Annotated in this window: 1 protein-coding gene; it reads left to right on the top strand. The window is 41.2% G+C overall.

Annotated features, from left to right (window positions below):
• The coding region (locus AC1DPZ_RS27530; protein WP_477409520.1) for a hypothetical protein at positions 1–1,241 on the top strand (1,241 nt) is incomplete at both ends.

Raw genomic sequence — 1,241 nt, 5'->3', positions numbered from 1 at the left:
ACAATGAGCTTTGTGTAAATTATGGGCTCAGTACTAAAGTTTTTCACTTTAACGAGTTAAGATCAAAAAAAAACACCATTCAACACCCGGGGAGTTATATTTATGGCACGGACGGGGAAGAGATTATCCTGTCTGAAAATGATGTTAACGTACTCGAGAAAGAACTTTCGGCCGGGCACTTAAATCACGTAACAGCCAAAACCAATACCAAACCTTACAAATTAGCTATCCGGCAAAATCACCTGTTACTGATAACCAAAGAATGGGTGCATGTTTATCAGTATAAAAAAAGCGGGATCATCCCGCTTCATAAAATATCTTTTACCGGCAATGTAACTTCGGTTTACCTTACCGGTAAAAATACCTTTGCCGTTACCACGGTAAAACAGGGCACATACATTATCAACTACCTTACCGGCGAGCGAAAAAATTACCTTAACAATTACATCACTACCGGCACCCTTATTGACCGGGAAAATAATATATGGTTTGGCAGTTATGACAACGGCTTCTTTTTAAGCACCAACCCCGAAGTAAAGATCATTAACAAAGAAAGCGGCCTGGCAAATGAAGACGTTTTAAAGCTGAGCATTGCTGGCAGCTATCTTTTTACGGGGCACGTTTTAAGCACGCTGAGTTATATAAAGCTTGGCCCAAATCAAAGTTCACCAATTGGCACCTTGTCTATAAAGCAAAACCGGTCTGACTTTAACCGGATAACCTGTCTGTTTACAATTCCGGGCAACAGGCTCATGATTGGTACTGATAATGGCATATTCGGGTTAAATGTTTCTAATAACAATCCGCTGTCATGGCGCCCGGAAATGTATGCCGATGGCCCGGTAAAAGGCATTGTACAACGCAATGACACGGTTTATTACTTATCTTACAAAGCCGTTACAACAATAACAGATCATTTACGTAAATGTTCCTGGTACGAACTTGCCCCTATCCGGGTAACATCGCTCACCAGGTTAAAAGACCGCTTGTTTGTGGGGTCTCTTTATGGACTATATCAAATTAAAGTTCCAATAACCCGCGTTAACTTCGCATATACGCGTATACATTCTAATCATGGGATAAAAGTTGTAAAATGCCTGGCGTCAAACAACAATGTATATGCGATAGGTACCGAAGCTCAGGGCATATTTTTGGTGGCTGGTGAAAAAATTATTCAATTTAACTCACCTGCTATTTCGTCCGGTGATATCCGCAACCTGGTATGGACGGATGCCAATACC

The organism is Mucilaginibacter sp. P4_G9 (genome assembly GCF_056400985.1).
Note: the sequence above shows the minus strand (reverse complement) of the source record. Positions and strands in the feature narration are given on the sequence as shown.